This is a genomic window from Acidovorax sp. 99 (genome assembly GCF_003096455.1).
In the GTDB taxonomy this organism is placed as follows: domain Bacteria; phylum Pseudomonadota; class Gammaproteobacteria; order Burkholderiales; family Burkholderiaceae_C; genus Acidovorax; species Acidovorax delafieldii.
The window spans coordinates 2,372,145-2,386,934 of record NZ_QEKU01000001.1; the positions used below are offsets into that span (position 1 = coordinate 2,372,145).

Annotated in this window: 14 protein-coding genes; 7 read left to right on the top strand and 7 right to left on the bottom strand. The window is 66.6% G+C overall.

Features of this window, described 5'->3' with window-relative positions; translation table 11 throughout:
• The first annotated feature begins 24 nt into the window (after window positions 1-24).
• On the top strand, window positions 25-543 hold the full coding sequence (gene mreD / locus C8C95_RS11105) for a rod shape-determining protein MreD (protein WP_056057460.1): 519 nt from the start codon (window positions 25-27) through the stop codon (window positions 541-543).
• Between the two features lie 181 nt (window positions 544-724).
• Entirely contained in the window at window positions 725-2,665 is a 1,941-nt protein-coding gene (gene mrdA / locus C8C95_RS11115) for a penicillin-binding protein 2 (RefSeq protein WP_116748637.1), read from the top strand.
• Between the two features lie 84 nt (window positions 2,666-2,749).
• Here the strand turns inward: mrdA and C8C95_RS11120 are convergent, their stop codons facing one another.
• The 5 genes from C8C95_RS11120 to C8C95_RS11140 all read right to left on the bottom strand — a co-directional run bounded on the left by C8C95_RS11120 (window position 2,750) and on the right by C8C95_RS11140 (window position 7,164).
• The gene (locus C8C95_RS11120) at window positions 2,750-3,637 is read right to left on the bottom strand and encodes a DMT family transporter (protein WP_116748638.1); all 888 of its coding nucleotides are present in this window, start codon (window positions 3,635-3,637) and stop codon (window positions 2,750-2,752) included.
• Window positions 3,638-3,720: 83 nt separating this feature from the next.
• Window positions 3,721-4,473, bottom strand: a complete 753-nt coding sequence (locus C8C95_RS11125; protein ID WP_099731500.1) for an amino acid ABC transporter ATP-binding protein — start codon at window positions 4,471-4,473, stop codon at window positions 3,721-3,723.
• Window positions 4,470-5,252, bottom strand: coding sequence for an amino acid ABC transporter permease (locus tag C8C95_RS11130; protein ID WP_056057473.1), 783 nt, complete (start codon window positions 5,250-5,252; stop codon window positions 4,470-4,472). The genes C8C95_RS11125 and C8C95_RS11130 overlap by 4 nt, the downstream gene beginning before the upstream one ends.
• A gap of 127 nt (window positions 5,253-5,379) precedes the next feature.
• The gene (locus C8C95_RS11135) at window positions 5,380-6,144 is read right to left on the bottom strand and encodes an ABC transporter substrate-binding protein (protein WP_015012152.1); all 765 of its coding nucleotides are present in this window, start codon (window positions 6,142-6,144) and stop codon (window positions 5,380-5,382) included.
• Between the two features lie 261 nt (window positions 6,145-6,405).
• Window positions 6,406-7,164 carry a TSUP family transporter gene (locus C8C95_RS11140; protein ID WP_015012153.1) on the bottom strand — a complete coding sequence of 253 codons (759 nt, stop codon included), beginning with the start codon at window positions 7,162-7,164 and terminating at the stop codon, window positions 6,406-6,408.
• 519 nt (window positions 7,165-7,683) lie between these two features.
• On the opposite strand from C8C95_RS11140, the gene C8C95_RS11145 reads away from it, so the two are divergent.
• Window positions 7,684-9,036 (top strand): ammonium transporter, encoded by a 1,353-nt coding sequence (locus tag C8C95_RS11145; RefSeq protein ID WP_116748639.1) that lies wholly within the window; start codon window positions 7,684-7,686, stop codon window positions 9,034-9,036.
• 78 nt (window positions 9,037-9,114) lie between these two features.
• Window positions 9,115-9,444, top strand: a complete 330-nt coding sequence (locus tag C8C95_RS11150; protein WP_116748640.1) for a hypothetical protein — start codon at window positions 9,115-9,117, stop codon at window positions 9,442-9,444.
• A gap of 36 nt (window positions 9,445-9,480) precedes the next feature.
• Here the strand turns inward: C8C95_RS11150 and C8C95_RS11155 are convergent, their stop codons facing one another.
• Together C8C95_RS11155 and C8C95_RS11160 are read right to left on the bottom strand one after the other, a co-directional pair.
• A complete protein-coding gene (locus C8C95_RS11155) occupies window positions 9,481-9,831 on the bottom strand; it encodes an antibiotic biosynthesis monooxygenase (RefSeq protein WP_116748641.1) in 351 nt (116 codons plus the stop codon).
• Window positions 9,832-9,845: 14 nt separating this feature from the next.
• Window positions 9,846-11,537 carry a GMC family oxidoreductase N-terminal domain-containing protein gene (locus C8C95_RS11160; protein ID WP_116748642.1) on the bottom strand — a complete coding sequence of 564 codons (1,692 nt, stop codon included), beginning with the start codon at window positions 11,535-11,537 and terminating at the stop codon, window positions 9,846-9,848.
• 286 nt (window positions 11,538-11,823) lie between these two features.
• Here C8C95_RS11160 and C8C95_RS11165 point away from each other — a divergent pair, with 286 nt between their 5' ends.
• The 3 genes from C8C95_RS11165 to C8C95_RS11175 are packed head-to-tail and all read left to right on the top strand — an operon-like array spanning window position 11,824 to window position 14,788.
• Entirely contained in the window at window positions 11,824-12,948 is a 1,125-nt protein-coding gene (locus tag C8C95_RS11165; RefSeq protein WP_099732256.1) for an ABC transporter permease, read from the top strand.
• Window positions 12,945-13,820, top strand: a complete 876-nt coding sequence (locus C8C95_RS11170) for an ATP-binding cassette domain-containing protein (protein WP_116748643.1) — start codon at window positions 12,945-12,947, stop codon at window positions 13,818-13,820. Before C8C95_RS11165 ends, C8C95_RS11170 begins: the two co-directional genes overlap by 4 nt.
• Window positions 13,820-14,788, top strand: coding sequence for an MlaD family protein (locus C8C95_RS11175; RefSeq protein WP_116748644.1), 969 nt, complete (start codon window positions 13,820-13,822; stop codon window positions 14,786-14,788). The genes C8C95_RS11170 and C8C95_RS11175 overlap by 1 nt, the downstream gene beginning before the upstream one ends.
• Window positions 14,789-14,790 lie beyond the last annotated feature (2 nt).

Below are 14,790 nucleotides of genomic sequence, written 5' to 3' on the forward strand. Positions count from 1 at the left end.
GACCCCGACACAAGGAGGCCCGCGATGATCATGCCGCGGGGTGAGCCCCTGCTGATGCCGGTGAACCCGGTGTTCATCTGGGCCAGTCTGGCTGCGGGTCTGGCCATCAACATGCTGCCGCTGGGCCGCGTGGTGTGGATGCCTGATCTGCTGATGGTGTTGCTGGTGTTCTGGGGCGTGCACCAGCCGCTGCGCATTGGCATGGGGGCGGCCTTCGTGCTGGGCCTGTGCATGGACGTGAGCCAGTCTGCGCTGCTGGGCCAGCATGCGCTGTCCTACACCGTGCTGTCGTTCGGAGCTATCGCCATCCACCGCCGTTTGCTGTGGTTCAGTGTGCCGTCGCAAGCGCTGCAGGTGTTTCCGCTGTTTGCCGTTGCCCATGCCATCGAGCTGCTGCTGCGCATGGCGGCGGGCGGAATTTTCCCGGGGTTCTGGAGCTTTCTGGCCCCGTTCCTGGAGGCGCTGCTGTGGCCCCTGGCCAGCTGGGTGCTGCTGGCGCCCCAGCGCCGCCCGCCCGACAAAGACCAGAACCGGCCGTTGTGAACATGAGGCAACAACCCCCTGAGCGGCAGCGCTGCCTCACCCTTGTCTCGCAGTGCTGCGCACTGCGGGAAGGGCTGCGACGCGCTCGCGGCGGGGCGACCCTTGCTCGGCGTCCCCTGGCCTGGGCCGCGCCAGTCACACAGGCAGCCAGCTTCTGGGCCGTTTTTTCAGGGGTGAGGCCATGACCGAGGTGCGCAGCAGCGAAGCCGACGCCTCGCGGTTCCGGGTGCGCGCCGTGGTGGTGGGCCTGGTGGTGATGGCTGCGTTCTGCCTGGTGGCGGCGCGCCTGGTGTACCTGCAGGTGGTGCGCCATGAGGACCTGGCAGCCCAGGCCGAAAGCAACCGCACGGCCGTGGTGCCCATCGTGCCCAACCGGGGGCTCATCCTGGACCGCAACGGCGTGGTGCTGGCCACCAACTATTCGGCCTACACGCTGGAGATCACGCCCTCGCGTGCCGGCGTGCTGGACGAGACCATCGATGCCCTGTCCAAGGTGGTGGACATCCAGGCGCGTGACCGCCGCCGCTTCAAGCGGCTCATGGAAGAGTCGCGCAACTTCGAATCCCTGCCCATCCGCACCCGCCTGACGGATCAGGAGGTGGCGCGTTTCACCGCCCAGCGCTACCGCTTTCCGGGTGTGGACATCAAGGCGCGGCTGTTTCGCAACTACCCGCTGGGCGACGTGGCCAGCCATGCGATTGGCTACATCGGGCGCATCAACCAGACCGAGAAGGCCCGCATCCAGGACTCGGAGGACGAGGCCAACTACCGGGGCACGGAGTACATCGGCAAGCTCGGCATCGAGCACAGTTTCGAGTCGGCCCTGCATGGCGCGACAGGTGTGGAGCAGATGGAAACCTCGGCGGGTGGCCGTGCCGTGCGCAAGCTCTCCAGCCACGCCGCCACCCCCGGCGACAGCGTGATGCTGTCCATCGACATCAAGCTGCAAAAACTCATCGAAGAGCTGTATGGCAGCCGCCGTGGAGCGCTGGTAGCGATCGACCCGCGCAATGGCGAGATCCTGGCGCTGGTGAGCAAGCCCACCTTCGACCCCAACCTGTTTGTCGAAGGCATTGACGCCGAAAACTGGGCCGCGCTCAATGAGTCCATCGACAAGCCGCTGCTCAACCGCGCCCTGCGCGGCACCTACCCGCCCGGCTCCACCTACAAGCCCTTCATGGCGCTGGCGGCGTTGCAGCTGAACAAGCGCTCGCCCAGCCTGGTGGTGAACGACCCTGGCTTCTACACCTTCGGCGGCCACACCTTCCGCAGCCACGAGGGCGGGCTGGGGGGCGTGGACATGCACCGCGCCATCCAGTTCTCCAGCAACACCTACTTTTATTCGCTGGCTGTGGACATGGGCGTGGATGCCATCCACGACTTCATGAAGCCGCTGGGTTTCGGCCAGTCCACGGGCATCGACCTCAACGGCGAAGTGCGGGGCACGCTGCCCAGCACTGAGTGGAAGCGCAACACCTACAAACGCGCCGACATGAAACGCTGGTTCCCGGGCGAAACGGTGTCGCTGGGCATTGGGCAGGGCTACAACAATTTCACGATGCTGCAGCTGGCACTGGCCGAGGCCACGCTGGCCAACGGGGGCATCCGCTATCGCCCCCACATGGCCAAGGCGGTGAAGAATGCGGTCACCGGCGCCATCACCGAGATCGTGCAGCCCCCTGGCATCAACCTGGGCTACCAGGCCAAAAACGTGGAGCTGGTGCGCAATGCCCTGGTGGCGGTGAACAAGGGCGGCACAGGCACGCGGGTGTTCATGGGCGCGCCCTACACCTCGGCCGGCAAGACGGGCACCGCCCAGGCTGTGACCATGGGCCAGAACGTGAAGTACAACGCCAAGGCGCTGGAGGAGCACCAGCGCGATCACTCGCTGTTTGCGGCCTTTGCCCCGGCCGAGAACCCCACCATCGCCCTAGCCGCCATTGTGGAGAACGCAGGCTTTGGTGCTGCCCACGCCGCTCCGATTGCGCGGCGCGTGTTTGACTATTGGCTGCTGGGCGAGTACCCCAGCGAAGAAGACATCGCCGCCGTGCAAAAGGGCCTGGCCAGTGCGCCCATGGGCAAGCCCCGCAAGGCCAGCGAGGTGCCGTTGGTCGCTCCTTGATCCGGCACTGGATTGCAATCAAATTGATAGCTATTGGCGCAGTATCGACTTGCGCTACAAGCTGTTTTTCTTCAAAAGCGCCTGCTATGCACCGGCAGCGCGCGGTGACGGCTGAAGCTGGCTGAACACCAGCGCCGCCACAATCAGCGCCGCCCCGCTCAGCCCGGCCCAGCCCAGCTGCTCGCCCAGCAACACCCACGCTGTGAGCGCGGCAAACACCGGCTCCAGCCCGAAGACGATGGCGCTTCGCATGGCGTCCACGCGCTGCTGGCCCCAGGCCTGCAGCGTCACCACCACCACGCTGGCCAGCAGGCCCAGGTACAGCAAGGCCAGCAAGGCGTCCACCGGCAGCTGGGCGGCAGAGTGCAGCCACTCCATGTTGCCGCTTTGCACCAGCAACAGCGCAGTGGAGGCCAGTGCCATCACTGTGGCCTGCGCGGCGGCCATGCGGGTGGCACGCAGGGGCTGTGCGGCCGTGCGGCGCGCGCATTCCTCCAGCGCCAGGATGTACAGCGCATAGAACACGGTGCTGGCCAGCGTCAGCGTATCGCCCAGGTTCCAGGGCTCGTTCTCGTGGAACATCAGCGCCATGCCTGCCAGCGCCATCACGCAGGCGCCCCACAGCCGCCAGCCGTAGCGCCGCCCCAGCGCTGCCATGGCGATCAGCGGCACCACCAGCACGTTGAGCCCGGTGACAAAGGCATTGCGGTTGCTGCTGGTGCGTGCGAGGCCCTCGATCTGCAGCCAGAACGCCAGGAACAGCAGCAACCCCAGCGCGCAGCCCCAGCGCCGCTCGTGGCGCAGCATGCCGCGCCACAGCGGCGCCAACACCAGCAGTGCGATCACAAACCGCAGCCAGATGATCTGCAGTGCGTCGAGGTGCGCCGAGAGCAGTTTCATCGCCGGGAAGGTGGTGCCCCACACCACGGTCACAGCCAGCAGGGCCATCAGGCCCCAGCGTTCAGTACGCATCGACAAATTCCTAAATACCAAAAAGAAAAAGGGCCACCGGTTGCCCGGTGGCCTCTGCTTTGCAGAGTGTGCAGCATGCCCGTTCAGTGGCTGACCTGGCCCAGGAACGCGCGGATGCGGTCGTTGGCCGGGTTGCTGAAGAACTCCTGCGGCGGCGCATCGTGCGCGATGCGACCCTGGTCGAAGAACATGACCCGGTCGGCCACCTCGCGCGCAAAGCCCATTTCGTGGGTGACCACGATCATGGTCATGCCGCCACGGGCCAGGCCGCGCATCACGTCCAGCACTTCCTTGACCATCTCGGGGTCGAGGGCCGAGGTGGGCTCGTCAAACAGCATCACCTTCGGAGCCATGGCCAGCGCCCGTGCAATGGCCACTCGCTGCTGCTGCCCGCCCGACAGCTGCCAGGGGTACTTGTGCGCATGGTCCTGCATGCCCACGCGGCGCAGCAGCTGCATGGCCTCGTCGTTGGCCTGGGTGCGCGGGGTGCGGCGAATGCGGCGGGGCGCCAGCGTCACGTTGTCCAGCACGCTCATGTGGCCGAACAGGTTGAACTGCTGAAACACCATGCCGACCTCGCAGCGCTGGCGCTGCAGGGTGGTGAGGTCGTCGCACACCTCCACGCCATCGATGGTGATGCGCCCGCTGTCGTGGGGCTCCAGGCGGTTGATGGCGCGCAGCAGGGTGCTCTTGCCCGAGCCCGAGGCGCCAATGATCACCGTCACCTCGCCGGTGTGGAACACGGTGGACACGTCCTTGAGCACCTGGTGCGCGCCAAACGACTTGCACACGCGCTCGGCCACGATGTAGGGCTTGGGTGGAACGTTGGAGTTCATTGGTTGCGGCCCTCCACGTCAAAGCGGTACTCGACGGCGTTGGATATCTGTGTGACCAGTGTGGTCAGCAGCAGGTAGGTGATGGCCACCGTGGTCAGCGTGGCGATGGGCTGGAACGTGGCCGACTGGATGCGGTTGCCCACGTTGGTCAGCTCCACCACGCCGATCGCGTAGGCCAGCGAAGAGTCCTTGAGCAGCGCCACAAAGTTGCTCACCAGCGGCGGCAATGAGATCTTGAACGCCTGCGGAAACACCACGTCCATGAACACATGCATGCGGCCCAGGCCCAGCGCCCGGGCGGCCTCGGTCTGCCCGCGTGGCACGGCCAGCAGGCCCGCGCGCAGGGCTTCGGCGTTGTAGGCGCCCACATTGAGTCCCAACGCCACGACGGCGGCGGCAAAGTCGGGCAGGTTCAGCCCTGGCACCAGCACCGGCAGCGCAAAGTACACAAACAGGATCTGCACCAGGAGCGGTGTGCCGCGAATCGCCCAGATGTACACGCCAGCAATCCAGCGCACGGGCGTCCAGCGGGCGGTGCGGGCCAGCGCCGCAGCTGTGCCCAGCACCAGGCCCACGGCACCGCTGACCAGCGTGAGCCACAGCGTGGTGCGCGCACCTTCAGAAAACGCCTGGGCATTGGGGCCGATGGGGTCAGGGAAGAACGACAGCAATTGGCCCAGCAACGAGAGGGCCAGCACCATCACCACCAGTGCAGCGACCAGCGTGGCATTGCTGCGCTGCTGTCGGGACCAGCTTTGTGGCCAAAGAGCGAGAAGCATGGATCAGACGACCAGAAGGTCTTGGTTGGAAATCGGGTGGGCGGCAGGGACATCGGCCTGCGCCGCCACAAAAGGCAAAAGGTGCGCAGAGGCTCCCGGCCTTCTGCGCACCCCATGTGCCGTCATATCAATTGCAGCGCACGTCTTCGTTGAAATACTTCTTGGAGACGGCGGCGTAGCTGCCATCGGCCAGCACTTCGGTGAACGCCTTGTTCCAGGCGTCGGCCAGGCCGGTGTTGCCCTTGGCCATGGCGGGGGCGATGCGCTCGATGAACAGCATGTCGCCCAGCTTGAAGCCGGCTTTGGCGTTCTTGGCAGCGGCTTCCTTGGCCACGAACTTATCGCTCACCCAGGCGTCCACGCGCTTGGAGATCAGGGCACGCTGGGCGTCGGTGTCTTGCGGGAAGTTCTTCACTTCCTTCACGCCGCTGACCTTCTTGACCTGCTCCAGGTAGCTGGTGCCGGTTTGCACGGCCACGACCTTGCCGGTCAGGTCCTTGGCGTTGCGGATCTTGTCGTCCATGGCCACGATGATGCCGCCCGAGCAGTAATGGGGGTTGGCAAAGGTCACGGCCTTGGAGCGCTCGTCGGTCACACCGTGCGAGGCGATCACGGCGTCCCAGCGGTTCTGGCCCAGGCCGGTCAGCAGGGCGTCAAAGCCCAGGGTCTTCCATTCGAGCTTCAGGCCCATCTTCTTGACCACCAGCTCCGCCACTTCCACCTCAAAACCCGTCAGCTTGGTGCCTTCGAAGTAGTTGAAGGGAGCGAACTGGCCCTCGGTGGCCACGATAATCTTGCCGTCCTTCTTGATTTCGTCCAGCGTGCGGGCCTGGACGGCGAGGGCAGCGCACAGCGCCACGGCGGTGACAACGGCAGACTTGAAAAATTGCATGACAGGTTCCTGTGGGGGTGGTTCAGGTACAAAAAATCCGGCCTGCGGGTAGGCAGGCCGGAGCGGGTGGATGCGGACATCGCCATTGGCGATGGGCCTCGTCATCAAACGGAAGCGTGCGGAAATTATAGGACGCGCGTTCACATTCGGGCCATGCAGGGCAACCCCGATGACCTCGGAGCGCCCTGGTGGTAGGCCTTGCAGGGCGTTGCAAGTTGGGTGCCACCCTGGCAACCGACACCTGGTGCGTGAAGAGCAGGCCTACCGCAGGAAGGCGTCGTACCCCGTCTTCAGGATCAGCGTGCTCACCACCACGATGAAGATGCCCCGCACAAAGCCGGTGCCATGCTTGAGTGCCATGTGGGTGCCCAGCAGGCTGCCCAGCACGTTGGCCACGGCCAGCGTCACCGCAAAGTGCCACCACACATGGCCCTTGGCGGCAAACAACGCAATGGCGGCGATGTTGGTGGCGCAGTTGAGCAGCTTGGCCGACGCCGATGCATTCAGAAAGTCATAGCCCAGCAGTCGCACGAACAAAAAGACGAAGAAGCTGCCGGTGCCCGGGCCAAAGAACCCGTCATAAAAGCCGATGAGCACGCCAATCAGGCAGGCGGCGATCACCTCGGCCCGGCCCGCAAACCGGGGGGTGTGGTGCCGCCCCAGCTCCTTCTTGGCCAGGGTGTAGAGCAGCACGCCCAGCAGCACCAGGGGCAGCAGCTTGCGCAGGAAGTCGGCCGACACGACGGTGACGGCCCACGCGCCCACGAATGAGCCGGCAAAACCGGCGGCTGCGGCCGGCAGCATGGCCGACCAGCGGATCTGCACCTTGCGGCTGTACTGCCAGGTGGCCATGGCGGTGCCCCAGACCGAGGCCGCCTTGTTGGTGCCCAGCAGGGTGGCTGGGGGCGCCCCCGGAAAAGCTGCAAACAGCGCGGGCACCATCACCAGTCCACCGCCTCCCACGATCGCATCCACAAAGCCCGCGAGCAGCGAGGCCAGGGTCATCAAAATCCATTCCATCGCAGGATTGTCGCACCGGGCCTGCTATCGATTCAGGACCGCTCAGGATCTAGGGATGGCATGCATAACTCCCTGCGGTCGGTGATAGCGCGGCGTCGCGCGGTCCGCTGCGTTGCTTTTCTTGCCAATAGCCGGGCTATTGGCTGTGAAAAGGCGCCTTGCGGCCCATCCCGATCCGCACTACCACCGACTCGCGAGGGTTATGCAGGCCATCCCTAGCAGGCAAGAAAAAGGCGCTGGGATCGCCAGCGCCTGAAAGGGTTCACACCTCGTTGGGTGTTTTGAATGTGGTTCTTGGTAGAAAGGTTGTCTCCTCGGGCCCCTCGCTTGGCACACCGAAGCGCGCTTTCGAGTGCCGTGACTGTAACGGCTGCACCCTGCTGGTGCATTGGGGGTTTCCCGCCCCCCGTTGTTGGGCGCCGGATGGCTCTCGGTGGGCGTTCTGTGCCCCGATTCGGTGGCAACCGGCTGGCATGGCTCGTGCAACGCGCTTGTAACAAATTGCGAAAGGGAGCGTGCATGCGTGCAGTCAACCACCGGGTGTTTGCGGTCGTGTCGTTGTGTCTGGGGCTTTGCACCTGCGCGCTGGCCCAGGGCGTGCCAGAGGCTCCTGCAGTCGCGGCGCCCCTCACGCGCCCCGCCTTGGTGGCCCAGGACACGGTGAATGCAGCCCATACCGGCTGGATGATGACCTCCACCGCCCTGGTGCTGCTGATGACGCTGCCAGGCATTGCGCTGTTTTACGCAGGCATGGTGCGCAGGAAGAACGTGCTCAACACCATGGCCAGCGTGGTGGCCATTGCAGCGCTGGTCAGCCTGCTGTGGTTTGCGGCGGGGTATTCACTGGCCTTCACACCGGGCAGCGCCTGGCTTGGCGGCTGGGACCGTGCTGGCTTTGCCGGACTCGACTTTCAGCTGGAGGCGGGCAAGCTGGCCGTGAGCCACATTGCGCCGCTGATCCCGGAGTCGGTGTACGCGATGTTCCAGCTCACCTTTGCCATCATCACGGCCGCGCTGCTGGTGGGCGCGTTTGTGGAACGCATGCGGTTTTCGGCCATGCTCGTCTTCATCAGCCTGTGGACACTGGTGGTCTATGCGCCCGTGGCGCACTGGGTGTGGGAGCCGGGTGGCTGGCTGGCGCAGATGGGCGCGCTGGATTTTGCGGGTGGCTCGGTGGTGCACGTGAATGCGGGCGTCGCGGGGCTGGTGTGCGCCTGGTTTCTGGGCCGCCGCGCGGGGTATGGGCGTGAGCCGTTTGAGCCCTACAACCTGGGGCTCACCATGGCGGGCGCGGGCATGCTGTGGGTGGGCTGGTTTGGCTTCAACGCGGGCTCTGCGGTCGCAGCCGATGGGCGTGCCGGGCTGGCCATGGCAGTGACGCACCTGGCCGCTGCGGCCGGTGCGCTGTCGTGGATGCTGGGCGAGTGGGTGGTGCGCGGGCGCCCGTCGCTGCTGGGGCTGTGCTCTGGCCTGGTGGCGGGGCTGGTGGCCATCACGCCCGCCGCCGGTTTTGTCACGCTGCGCTCGGCCGTCGTTATTGGTCTGGTGGCCGGGCTGGCCTGCTACTGGGGCGCCACGGGGCTCAAGCGGCTGCTGCGGGTGGATGACTCGCTCGACGTATTTGGCGTGCATGGCGTTGGCGGCATCGTGGGGTCGCTGCTGACAGGCGTGCTGGCCAGCAAGACCGTGGGAGGCGCTGCGGGCAGCCTGCTGACCCAGGCCATCGGCGTGGGCGCGGTGGGGGCCTACAGCCTGGTGGTGACGGCCGCGCTGCTGTGTGTCGTCAACTTTGCGATGGGCCTGCGGGTGGACGAGCAAAGCGAGCAGACCGGGCTGGACATTGCCCAGCACCGCGAGCGCCTGGGCGGCTGAATGTGTCGCCGCGTCCTGTGATGTGCGGGCCAGCGAATGCAGTCCGATGGATGACCCCAATGCAGTAAGGAGCCGAACATGTCCGATTCCGACAAGCTGGCGATTGCCGCCCACCTGCATGTGCTGTTGCGGCGCAAGACAGGGCGCGTGACCGATACCGAATGGATGGCGGCCAACGCGGACTACGCGCAGGAGATCGTGCGGTTTGCGCGCCAGCGCGCCACCGAAGACAACGCGCCCGACTTGGCCGAATGGGCCGACCGCCTGGAGCACGCCCTGCACGCCAGCCCGCCGGCCGCCCAGCGCCGACCGCTGCTGGATGCAGCGGCGCAGGCGGTGCGTGCGCGCCCCGCACCGCCCCCCGAGCCTGCCCCCGAGGTGCCGCGCTATGTGGGTGGCATCCGCTGACCTGCCAAGCGGCTTCTGCGCCGTGGCTTGAAAAGATCAGTGGGGCGCAGTGCCCTGTGTGAACAGCCCGGCCGTGGGCAGCAGTCCGGCGAGCTGGTTGTCGCCGTAAGTGCGCAGCACCTGCGCAATCACCACTTGGTAGCCATTGAGCCACTGCGCCTGCGCGGCCTTGGCTTTCAGGTGCGCGGGGTGCTGCATCAGCGTTTGCAGCGCCTCCAGCGACTGCCAGTAGTACACGTTGGATACCAGGCCGTTGCCGGTGTCCGTCCACGACTCCTCGCCCAGGTAGCCGTCGATGGAACGGGCGGCGGTGGCAATGGCTTCGTCCAGCCGGTAAAAGGCGTCGTCGAACTGCTTGGTCGCAAAAATGAAGGTGGAGGAATACATCGGCGCGATGGTACTCACGCCGCCTGCCGGGCCTGAATGATCCACTCCGCCGCCTTCTCCGCCATCATCAGCGTGGGCGAGTTGGTGTTGCCGCTGGTGATGGTGGGCATGGCGCCCGCATCCACCACGCGCAGGCCGGCCACCACGCCGCCGCGTCCATTGCGCACGCGCAGTTGAGCATCCAGCACGGCCATCGGGTCGCCGTCGCGGCCCATCTTGGTGGTGCCCACGGGGTGGAAGATGGTGGTGGCAATGTCACCCGCCAGGCGCGCCAAGTCTTCGTCGCTTTCAAACTGCACGCCGGGCTTCCACTCCTGCGGCTGGTATTTGGCCAGCGCGGGCTGGGCCACGATGCGGCGCGTGACGCGCAGGCTGTCGGCGGCCACCTGGCGGTCTTCGGGCGTGCTGAGGTAGTTGGGCGTGATGGCGGGCGCGGCCTTGAAGTCGGCGCTCTTGATGTTCACCGTGCCCCGGCTGGTGGGGTTGAGGTTGCACACGCTGGCGGTGAAGGCCGGAAAGCTGTGCAGCGGCTCGCCAAACGCATCGAGCGACAGGGGCTGCACGTGGTACTCGATGTTGGGATAGGGCTGGTCGGGGCTGCTGCGGGTGAACGCACCGAGCTGCGAAGGCGCCATGCTCATGGGCCCGCTGCGCTTGAGCGCATATTCGAGCCCGATCTTGGCCTTGCCGACCAGCGAGTTGGCCATGGTGTTGAGCGTCTGCACCCCTTGCACCTTGAACACCGCGCGGATCTGCAGATGGTCCTGCAGGTTGGCGCCCACGCCCGGCAGGTCCACCGCCACATCGATGCCATGCTGGCGCAGCAGTGTGGCGGGGCCGATGCCCGACAGCTGCAGCAGCTGGGGCGAGTTGACGGCGCCTGCGCTCAGGATCACCTCGCCCGCCGCGCGGGCCGTGACCATCTCGTGGCCGTCCCACACCAACACGCCGGTGCAGCGCTGGCTGCCATCGGGCTGGGTCTCGATGATGAGCTTGGACGCCTGCGCGCTGGTCCACATCTCGAAGTTGGGTCGGCCATAGCAAGTGGGGCGCAAAAAGGCCTTGGCGGTGTTCCAGCGCCAGCCGCTTTTCTGGTTGACCTCGAAATAGCCCACGCCTTCGTTGCTGCCGCTGTTGAAGTCGTCGGTGGCGGGGATGCCGGCCTGCTGCGCGGCGTGGGCAAAGGCGTCGAGCACGTCCCAGCGCAGGCGTTGCTTTTCCACCCGCCACTCGCCAGTGCTGCCGGTGGCCTTGTTGCCGTGCAGGCGTTTGAAATTTTCGTTCACGCCTCCGGGCTGGTCCAGGCGCCAGTGGTCTTCGTGGCGGCGGAAGTAGGGCAGGGCGCTGTCCCAGCGCCAGCTGGCGTCACCCGTCAGTTCGGCCCACTGGTCATAGTCGCGCGCCTGGCCGCGCATGTAGATCATGCCGTTGATGCTGCTGCAGCCGCCCAGCGTCTTGCCGCGTGGGTAGCGCAGGGTACGGCCGTTCAGGCCCGCGTCGGGCTCGGTGTTGTAGAGCCAGTCGGTGCGCGGGTTGCCGATGCAGTACAGGTAGCCCACGGGGATGTGGATCCAGTGGTAGTCGTCCTTGCGGCCGGCCTCGATCAGCAGCACGCGATGGCGGCCGTCGGCGCTCAGGCGGTTGGCGAGCAAGGCACCGGCTGTGCCTCCGCCGATGATGATGGTGTCAAACGTGGTGTCGCTCATGGAGGAGGGGCGGTGCCGATCAAAGGTGGTAACGGTGGGCCATTGTGCGGATGGGGCAGGCCCTGTCGATAGGGTGTGTGCCTATTGCTACACTTTTGGTAGCTGCTGATGCTTGAATTGATTGCGCTTGGCGCTGATTTGATAATAATTACACGCTTCGCCGCCTGTCTGTGCTTGACAGGCTCGTGTCCGACAGCGCGTGCAGGATTCGCTCCGCTACCATGCACGCTCTTCCTTGCTGCTTCTTGACGACCCCACCCCTGCGGCTGCCCTGGCGGCCAGACCCATGACCGACCACGCTCCCCACATCGTCCGCGCCGATACGCCCCAAGGGCCGTGTGCGCAGCTGCGTGGGCGCTGGGGTGCGGCCGAGCTGGGCAACGCGGCGCAATGGGAGGCCGTGTCGGACCAACTGCGCGGCGCACCCCCCGCCCCCACGCTGGGCTGGGACCTGCGGGAGCTGCAGTGGCTGGACCATGTGGGCGCGCAGCTGCTGTGGAACCACTGGCAGCACGCCTGGCCCGCAGAGCTGGCCTGCACCGACAGCCAGCGCACCATGCTGGCACGGGTGGCCCAGTTCACCTGTGTTGCACCGCCGCCTGAGCCCTGGCGCCTGGGCGAACAGGTCGATCACCTGGGCGTGCTGGTACTGCACGGTGTGGACCACGCCCGCCACCTGCTGGAGATGGTGGGCCAGCTGGTGCTGGACCTGGGGCGCCTGGCACGCGCACCGCGCAAGGGGCCATGGCGTGATGTGTCCGGCCATCTGTACCGCATGGGCGCCACGGCGCTGCCCATCACGGCGCTGGTGGGGTTCCTCATCGGTGTGGTGCTGGCCTACCTGATGAGCCTGCAGCTGCGGCAGTTTGGTGCCGAGTCGTTCATTGTCAACATCCTGGGCATCTCGCTGATCCGCGAGCTGGGGCCCATGCTGGCGGCCATCCTGGTGGCGGGCCGCTCGGGCTCGTCCATCACCGCGCAGATCGGTGTGATGCGGGTGACCGAGGAGCTGGACGCCATGCGCGTGATGGGCATCCCGCACGGGTTCCGGCTGGTGATGCCACGCACCTTGGCGCTGGCGCTGGCGATGCCGCTCATCAGCGTGTGGACCACGCTGGCTGCATTGGCGGGCGGCATGCTGGCGGCAGACATCTCCATGGACATCTCGCCGTCGTACTTTGTGCAGGCACTGCCCGCAGCGGTAAAGATCGGCAACCTGGGCCTGGCCATGGCCAAGTCGGTGGTGTTTGGTGCGTTCATTGCGCTGATCGGCTGCCACTGGGGCCTGCGCGTCAAGCCCAACACCCAGAGCCTGGGCGAAGGCACGACGGCGTCGGTGGTGTCGTCCATCACCATGGTGATCATCGTGGATGCGCTGTTTGCCATAGCGTTCAAGAACATCGGCATATGACTGAGCGCATCGCCAAGCCCGAACACATCGCCGTCGCGCCCGGCGAGCCGCCCATCGTGGATGTGCAAGGCCTCTGGACGCAGTTTGGCAAGGGCGACGAAACCTTCACCGTGCACCAGGACCTGAACTTCACCGTGCAGCGCGGCGAGATGCTGTCGCTGGTGGGCGGGTCGGGCACGGGCAAGACGGTGTTGCTGCGCCAGATCCTGGGCCTGGCCCGGCCCACGCGCGGGCAGGTCACCGTGCTGGGCCGGCCCGCGTCCGAGATGGGGCGCGAGGGGGCAGCCAGCCGGGTGGGCATGCTGTTCCAGCACGGTGCGCTGTTCTCGGCTTTCAACGTGCTCGACAACGTGGCCTTTGCGCTGCGCGAGCAGGGCACGCTGCCGCCCGAGCTGGTGCGCGATGCCGCGCTGGTCAAGCTGCAGATGGTGGGCCTGCAGCCCGAACACGCCACGCGCATGCCAGCCGACCTGTCGGGGGGCATGGTCAAGCGCGTGGCGCTGGCCCGCGCGCTCATCATGGACCCACCGCTGCTGCTGCTGGACGAGCCCACGGCGGGCCTGGACCCGAGCAGCTCTGACGACTTCTGCGCGCTGCTGCGCGAGCTGCGCGCGGCGCTGGGGCTCACGGTCATCATGGTCACGCATGATCTGGATACGCTGTTCGCGCTCAGCACCCGCGTGGCGGTGCTGGCGGACAAGAAGGTCATCGTCACTGGTCCGCCGCACGAGGTGGCGCACTTTTCGCATCCGTTCATCGAGCACTTCTTCATGGGCGAACGTGGCCAACGCGCCATGGCCCCCGTGCCCCCTGTGCAGCAGGCCGCGGTGCAGACCGCCGCCGCGCCTGCGCCCGACAAGGAACATCCCTGATGGAAAACAAATCCCACGCCCTCGCCGCAGGCATCTTTGTGCTGGTGGTGGCCGCCATGCTGGCAGGCCTGGCCATCTGGCTCACGCGCGACAACGCCAACTACGAGCAGTACGAACTCTCCACCCGCGACGGCGTGAGTGGCCTGCAGCCCCAGGCCACCGTGCGCTACAAGGGCGTGGCCGTGGGCAAGGTCACGCGCATCGGGTTCGACCCCCAGGTGAGCGGCAACGTGCTGATCCGTATTGCGGTCAACGAACAGGCGCCCATCAGCCCCACCACCTTTGCGGTGCTGGGCTACCAGGGCGTCACTGGCCTGGCACACGTGCAACTGGACGATGCCGAGAAGCCCTACCCCGAGCTGCCCCCCGGCCCCAGCGGCCTGCCGCGCCTGCCGCTCAAGCCCTCGCCGTTTGGCAAGCTGGCCGAACAGGCGCCCGCCATCCTCGGCCAGGTCGAAGAGGCCACGCGCCGCATCAACCAGCTGCTGGGCGACAACAACCAGCAAAAGCTCACCGAGGCGCTGTCCAGCATCGGCCAGGCCGCCAGCAGCGTCAACACCCTGACCCAGCGGCTCGATGCCACCGTGGCCCAGCGCCTGGACCCGGCCCTGGCCGCGCTGCCGCCCCTGGCCAGCGATGCGCGCCAGACCCTGCAGTCATTGCAGCAGGCGGGCGCCAGTGTGTCGGCCCTGGCGGTGGACTTGGGCAAGACCAACCAGCGGCTCAACGCCGACGGCGGCCCCATTGACCAGATCACCGCTGGCACCCAGTCGCTGGCGCGCGCAGCGGACCAGTTCAGCACCGCCACCCTGCCCCGAGTGAACCGCGCCGCCGACGACACGGCCCGTGCCGCCCGCCAGATGGGCCGCGCGGCGGGGGGCATCAGCGACAACCCGCAGTTGTTCATCTATGGCTCGGGGCGCATCCCGCCCGGACCGGGTGAGCCAGGGTTTGGCAGCGCCCCGTGAGC

Coding starts and splice junctions, on each gene's coding strand:
- mreD (WP_056057460.1), top strand. CDS start 25: ATGATCATGCCGCGGGGTGAGCCCCTGCTGATGCCGGTGAACCCGGTG.
- mrdA (WP_116748637.1), top strand. CDS start 725: ATGACCGAGGTGCGCAGCAGCGAAGCCGACGCCTCGCGGTTCCGGGTG.
- C8C95_RS11120 (WP_116748638.1), bottom strand. CDS start 3,637: ATGCGTACTGAACGCTGGGGCCTGATGGCCCTGCTGGCTGTGACCGTG.
- C8C95_RS11125 (WP_099731500.1), bottom strand. CDS start 4,473: ATGAACTCCAACGTTCCACCCAAGCCCTACATCGTGGCCGAGCGCGTG.
- C8C95_RS11130 (WP_056057473.1), bottom strand. CDS start 5,252: ATGCTTCTCGCTCTTTGGCCACAAAGCTGGTCCCGACAGCAGCGCAGC.
- C8C95_RS11135 (WP_015012152.1), bottom strand. CDS start 6,144: ATGCAATTTTTCAAGTCTGCCGTTGTCACCGCCGTGGCGCTGTGCGCT.
- C8C95_RS11140 (WP_015012153.1), bottom strand. CDS start 7,164: ATGGAATGGATTTTGATGACCCTGGCCTCGCTGCTCGCGGGCTTTGTG.
- C8C95_RS11145 (WP_116748639.1), top strand. CDS start 7,684: ATGCGTGCAGTCAACCACCGGGTGTTTGCGGTCGTGTCGTTGTGTCTG.
- C8C95_RS11150 (WP_116748640.1), top strand. CDS start 9,115: ATGTCCGATTCCGACAAGCTGGCGATTGCCGCCCACCTGCATGTGCTG.
- C8C95_RS11155 (WP_116748641.1), bottom strand. CDS start 9,831: ATGTATTCCTCCACCTTCATTTTTGCGACCAAGCAGTTCGACGACGCC.
- C8C95_RS11160 (WP_116748642.1), bottom strand. CDS start 11,537: ATGAGCGACACCACGTTTGACACCATCATCATCGGCGGAGGCACAGCC.
- C8C95_RS11165 (WP_099732256.1), top strand. CDS start 11,824: ATGACCGACCACGCTCCCCACATCGTCCGCGCCGATACGCCCCAAGGG.
- C8C95_RS11170 (WP_116748643.1), top strand. CDS start 12,945: ATGACTGAGCGCATCGCCAAGCCCGAACACATCGCCGTCGCGCCCGGC.
- C8C95_RS11175 (WP_116748644.1), top strand. CDS start 13,820: ATGGAAAACAAATCCCACGCCCTCGCCGCAGGCATCTTTGTGCTGGTG.